This is a genomic window from Silanimonas sp., assembly GCF_027531545.1.
Taxonomy (GTDB): Bacteria; Pseudomonadota; Gammaproteobacteria; order Xanthomonadales; family Xanthomonadaceae; genus Silanimonas.
The window spans coordinates 1-4,912 of sequence record NZ_JAPZSC010000029.1; the positions used below are offsets into that span (position 1 = coordinate 1).

General features: G+C 68.2%; 7 protein-coding genes and 1 pseudogene. 6 read left to right on the top strand and 2 right to left on the bottom strand.

Annotated features, from left to right (window positions below; genetic code table 11):
• Together O9280_RS14010 and O9280_RS14015 are read left to right on the top strand one after the other, a co-directional pair.
• The coding region (locus tag O9280_RS14010) for a GDP-mannose 4,6-dehydratase (protein ID WP_298344035.1) at window positions 1–345 on the top strand (345 nt) is incomplete at its 5' end.
• Complete coding sequence (locus O9280_RS14015; protein ID WP_298344038.1) at window positions 342–1,322, top strand: GDP-L-fucose synthase; 981 nt, start codon at window positions 342–344, stop codon at window positions 1,320–1,322. The genes O9280_RS14010 and O9280_RS14015, both read left to right, overlap by 4 nt.
• A 124-nt stretch (window positions 1,323–1,446) precedes the next feature.
• Here O9280_RS14015 and O9280_RS14020 read toward each other — a convergent pair whose 3' ends face one another.
• Together O9280_RS14020 and O9280_RS14025 are read right to left on the bottom strand one after the other, a co-directional pair.
• Window positions 1,447–1,794, bottom strand: coding sequence for an ArsR family transcriptional regulator (locus tag O9280_RS14020; protein ID WP_298344042.1), 348 nt, complete (start codon window positions 1,792–1,794; stop codon window positions 1,447–1,449).
• Complete coding sequence (locus tag O9280_RS14025; RefSeq protein ID WP_298344045.1) at window positions 1,775–2,071, bottom strand: DUF6516 family protein; 297 nt, start codon at window positions 2,069–2,071, stop codon at window positions 1,775–1,777. Before O9280_RS14025 ends, O9280_RS14020 begins: the two co-directional genes overlap by 20 nt.
• Before the next feature lie 44 nt (window positions 2,072–2,115).
• On the opposite strand from O9280_RS14025, the pseudogene O9280_RS14030 reads away from it, so the two are divergent.
• From O9280_RS14030 to O9280_RS14045, 4 genes and pseudogenes are all read left to right on the top strand, one after another.
• Window positions 2,116–2,280, top strand: a pseudogene (locus tag O9280_RS14030) (IS256 family transposase); the annotation flags it as partial.
• Window positions 2,281–2,572: 292 nt separating this feature from the next.
• On the top strand, window positions 2,573–2,821 hold the full coding sequence (locus O9280_RS14035; RefSeq protein ID WP_298344047.1) for an AbrB/MazE/SpoVT family DNA-binding domain-containing protein: 249 nt from the start codon (window positions 2,573–2,575) through the stop codon (window positions 2,819–2,821).
• A complete protein-coding gene (locus O9280_RS14040) occupies window positions 2,821–3,219 on the top strand; it encodes a type II toxin-antitoxin system VapC family toxin (RefSeq protein ID WP_298344050.1) in 399 nt (132 codons plus the stop codon). Before O9280_RS14035 ends, O9280_RS14040 begins: the two co-directional genes overlap by 1 nt.
• Before the next feature lie 115 nt (window positions 3,220–3,334).
• Complete coding sequence (locus O9280_RS14045; protein ID WP_298344053.1) at window positions 3,335–4,699, top strand: IS1380 family transposase; 1,365 nt, start codon at window positions 3,335–3,337, stop codon at window positions 4,697–4,699.
• Window positions 4,700–4,912 lie beyond the last annotated feature (213 nt).

Sequence of the window (4,912 nt, forward strand, 5' to 3'; positions counted from 1 at the left end):
CGCTGGACGGCCGAGGAGCTGGGCCTGGAACTGCGCTTCGAGGGCGAGGGCGCGAACGAGCGGGCCGTGGTGGCCGCCGTGCACGACGCCGCCAAGGCCCCGGCGCTGAAGCCGGGCGACGTGGTGGTGCGCGTCGATCCCCGCTACTTCCGCCCCGCCGAGGTGGAGACGCTGCTGGGTGACCCCACCAAGGCCAAGCGGCAGCTTGGCTGGGAGCCGCGCATCACCGCCCGCGAGATGTGCGCCGAGATGGCCGCCGAAGACCTGAAGCTGGCACGCCGCGCCGCGCTGCTGCGCGCCCACGGGCACGACGCGCCCGTGCCCAGCGAAGAGCGCGGCCTGTGATCGACGCCGTCGACCGGGACGCGCCGGTGTTCGTGGCCGGCCACCGCGGCATGGTGGGCTCGGCCATCGTGCGGCGCCTGCAGGCGCTGGGCTACCGGCGCATCCTGACCGCGCCGCGCAGCGAGCTGGACCTGGCCGACCAGGCCGCGGTTCGCAGCTATCTGCTGCGCCAGCGGCCGGCTGCCGTGGTGCTGGCAGCGGCCAAGGTGGGCGGCATCCAGGCCAACAACAGCTACCCGGCGGACTTCATCGCCGAGAACCTGCAGATCGAGCTCAACGTGATCGACGGCGCGCACCGCGCCGGCGTGCAGCGGCTGCTGTTCCTGGGGTCAAGCTGCATCTACCCGCGCCTGGCGCCGCAACCCATGCGCGAGGACGCGCTGCTCACGGGCCTGCTCGAGCCCACCAACGAGCCCTACGCCGTGGCCAAGATTGCCGGCATCAAGCTGTGCGAAAGCTTCAACCGCCAGCATGGCCGCGATTACCGCAGCGTGATGCCCACCAACCTGTACGGGCCGGGCGACAACTTCCACCCGGAAGACAGCCATGTCATCCCGGGGCTGATGGGGCGCTTCCACGAGGCCGCGCAGCGCGGCGACGCCGAGGTGGTGGTGTGGGGCAGCGGCACGCCGATGCGCGAGTTCTTGCACGTCGACGACATGGCCGCAGCCAGCGTGCACGTGATGAACCTGCCGCGCGAAACCTGGCAGGCGCACACGCAGCCCATGCTGAGCCACCTGAACGTGGGCACCGGCGTGGACTGCAGCATCCGCGAGCTGGCCGAGACGGTGGCGCGCGTCACCGGCTTCCGCGGCCGGCTGGTGTGGGATGCCTCCAAGCCCGATGGCGCGCCGCGCAAGCTGATGGACGTGTCGCGGCTGGCGGCGCTGGGATGGCGGGCGTCGATCACGCTCGAAGAGGGACTGTGCGGTACCTACGCGTGGTTCCGGGCGAACGCGGCGCAGGTTCGTCGCTGAGGCGGCGCCACCGCTTGCGCCGCGCGCGGACGGCAGGCCCATGCGTGCGGACCTTTCGGCCCAGGAGCCCGGCACGTGGAATCGCTGCTCACCCTGGGGGCAGTGCGTTCACGAAACATCCGGGTCAGGCTGCCTGGAGCAGAAACTCGACCTTGACGGCATCGTACGGAAAGACCACCTGGCCTGCCTCGGTCTTGTCAAGGACGCCGGCGTTCAGAAGTGCTGCGAGATCCGTGTGCACGGACTTGACGTCTCTACCGACCCGGCGTGCAACTTCTCGCACGGTTACTGGGCCAGCGCCACACATGGCTTTGAGGATCTCCCAGCGCTTCGCGGTCAAGACCTTCCAGAGCAGTTCCGGCGCGGCGAAGGAAATCCTCGCTGACTTCCGGGCCTTGCCCGACTTCCAGGCGTTCACGAAGTCCTGCGCGGCTTGCTCCGGCGAGCGAACATCAAGAGTCACGGTCTTCATCATCTGCTCTCCTTGCTTCACGCAGGAAGTCTTGCACCAGCTTCTCGGGCGAGACGAACAAGTACCTTGATTCCTTCCCGCGGACGTGCCGGTGATCACCTTTGCCGGCCTCGTTGTCGAAGCGGACCATGCAGACCCCGGACCTCACGAAGGCGAGCCGATACTTGAAAGGGTGCGCCGAACCCGGCAACGGCGAAGGGACTTGCCAAAGCACCAGCTCTGCGAACGAGTCTTCCCGGAAGGCGACGCGTTCGCGAAGGAGAAGGGAAGCCTTCATGTTGGCTAGGGTACCAACAAACGGACCGAGGGGCGAGGGAAGTTCTCGGCGGCGGCTTCCCGAACGACCACGCCATCACGCGGCTTGTCGGCGCCATGCTGCTGGAGCAGAGGGACGAGTGGGCCCTGCAGCGGCGCTACATGCAGCTTGAAGGCCTGCAGACCCTCAGCGATACTGACCCGGCTCGCCTGCCCGCTGTGCAGCGCTGAGCACCGCGTGCATCTCAGCCTGTCCGGGCTGTGGAGTTACACCACGCGATGGGACACGATCATGGGACAGGGGCAGAGTCCGCCGTGCGTCGCTCTCCTGACCCCACGGTCGCCAGTGGGTCGCTGGCCTGGGATGCTCAGGAGCGTATGCGTTGCTCGCGCTGGACAGAGGGCGTTTGCCGCTTGCCCGATCACCGAGAACGGCCTGCCTCGGATCGTTGGCCATCTGAAGCCGCCCTGGCCTTGGCTGTATTACCATGAAGCGTATCGGTAACACTCAAGGAGAGCCTGCATGGCGACGACCCTGACCAGCAAGGGGCAGGTCACGATTCCCAAGCGCATACGCGATGCGATGCAGTTGGTGCCGGGCACTCCTGTGGAGTTCTCGGTGAACGCGGCCGGCGAAGTGGTTCTCCACCCAGCACAGCCGGCCGGACGCGCGCGCAAGCCGCCCCGCGACCGTTTCGATGCGGTTCGCGGCCGGGCTGACGTGCTCTGGCGGACCGATGCATTGCTGAAGTTGCTGCGCGCCGACGACTGATGCTGCTGGTGGACACCAACGTCCTGGTGGACGTGTTGCAGAACGATCCGCAATGGGCTGACTGGTCCATCGCGCAGTTGCGCGCCCAGGCCAAGCTGCATGCCTTGGTCATCAACCCGGTCATCTACGCCGAGATGTCGCTGTCGTTTTCGACACTTGAAGCCCTCGACGACGTGGTGCTCACCATGGCGCTGGAACTGCGCGAGATTCCACGGCCAGCCCTCTTCCTGGCAGCCAGGGCCTACGCGCTATACCGCCGCCGCGGCGGCAGCAAGGGGCAGGTGCTGCCCGACTTCTTCATCGGCGCCCACGCCGCCGTGGAGGGGTGGCCCTTGCTGACCCGGGACGCCGGCCGTTTCAAGACCTACTTTCCAACACTCGATGTCATTGCGCCTTGATGCGGAACCTGAGGTCATGCTGTTGCCTGAATCCGTGGCCTCACCTCGCAACGCGCGCACCCCGCGGGTGAATCCGAGATGAGTTGTACGCGGGGCGTCGGGACAATGGCGTGCCATGCGCCCGATCCAAGTCAAGCAACTCGACTATGACCTTACGCCGACCGCTGGCCTGGCCTTGGTCGGACACCATCTGAAGACGCTGGCCCCGGTGCTTGCCGAGGTCGATGCGGCGCTGCCGGTGCGCACGGGCGTGGCCAGTAGCGACATCGTACGCAGCTACCTGGGCCTGCTGGTGCAGGGCAAGAGCGACTTTGACGCCATCGAGAACCTGCGCGGCGACAAGTTCTTCAAGCAGGCGCTGGGCATTGGCCTGCTGCCCTCGAGCCCGACGCTGCGCCAGCGCATGGATGCCGGCGCGGTGGCGCTGGGCGCGCTGGTGCCCGCGATGATCGAGCGGCTGCTCGTGCGCAGCGCGCCCGACTACGGCGTGCTGCCGTGCGGCTGGCTGCCACTGGATATCGACACCTTCGCGATGGACAACAGCGGCACGTCCAAGCAGGGCGTGGGCCGCACCTACGCCGGCGTGGACGGTTACTGCCCGCTGGCGGCCTACCTGGGATCGCACGGCTTTTGCCTGGAGCTGTCGCTGCGCCCGGGCGTGCAGCACTCGGCCAAGCACACCGATGAGGATCTGCGCGCCATCGTGCCGCTGGCACAGCGCCTGAGCGCCGCTGGCCCGAAGGCGCCTGTGCTGGCGCGGCTGGACTCGGGCTTCGACAGCGCGGCGTTGATGGCCGCCATCGAGGCCATGAACGGCGGCGGCCTGCCCCAGGTCGACTGGCTCATCAAGTGGAACCCGCGCAGCACGGACGCCGCGCAGATGGCCGCCGAACTCGATGCCGCCGGCGCAGCCTGGGAGCACCTGCGCAAGGGCAAGCGCCAAGTGATCTTCGAGCGCAGCGTGCAGCTTGCAGGCGTGGGCCGCCTGGTGCGCCGCGTGCTGCGCCTGGTCGAGCGCACGATCGGCGCGGCCGGCCAGCACCTGATCCTGCCGGAGTACGAACTCGATGGCTGGACAACGACGCTGCCCGCGCGCATCGGGGCCGCTCAGGTGATCGCGCTGTACGCCGACCACGGCACGCACGAGCAGTTCCACGCCGAGTTCAAGACCGATCTGGACCTCACCAGGCTGCCCTCGGGCAAGTTCGACACCAACGCGCTGGTGTGCGCGCTGGCCGCAGTGGCAATGAACATCCTGCGGCTGATGGGCCAGCAAGGGCTGCTTGGGCCCGACGCACCGGTGCGCCACGCGGCCAAGCGCCGGCGCATCAAGACGGTGATGCAGGAGTTGATCTACCGCGCAGGGCGGCTCATCGAGCACGGCCGGCGGTTCATCCTCGGGCTCGGCGCCAACGACCGCTCGGCCTGCGCCTTCATGCGGCTGCACCGCGAGCACGTGTGCCGGGCCGAGACGGCCTGAAGCCCACAGGGCCCCCAGATCAACTCACGGATCCCGGAAATCACCAACTCCGGGCGCTGCGGCATGGCTCGGGGCAGCGCGACACGGCCCACAAGCGTGATCGGCGAGGTCACGACAGCCGCCCCATGCACCGCGGCAGCAGCGCTGCAGCCCCAAGTGGACGATGGACCGCGATCGTCGATGCCATCGGCACCAGCCAGGCTGTCGCGGGCT

Coding starts and splice junctions, on each gene's coding strand:
- O9280_RS14020 (WP_298344042.1), bottom strand. CDS start 1,794: ATGAAGACCGTGACTCTTGATGTTCGCTCGCCGGAGCAAGCCGCGCAG.
- O9280_RS14025 (WP_298344045.1), bottom strand. CDS start 2,071: ATGAAGGCTTCCCTTCTCCTTCGCGAACGCGTCGCCTTCCGGGAAGAC.
- O9280_RS14035 (WP_298344047.1), top strand. CDS start 2,573: ATGGCGACGACCCTGACCAGCAAGGGGCAGGTCACGATTCCCAAGCGC.
- O9280_RS14040 (WP_298344050.1), top strand. CDS start 2,821: ATGCTGCTGGTGGACACCAACGTCCTGGTGGACGTGTTGCAGAACGAT.
- O9280_RS14045 (WP_298344053.1), top strand. CDS start 3,335: ATGCGCCCGATCCAAGTCAAGCAACTCGACTATGACCTTACGCCGACC.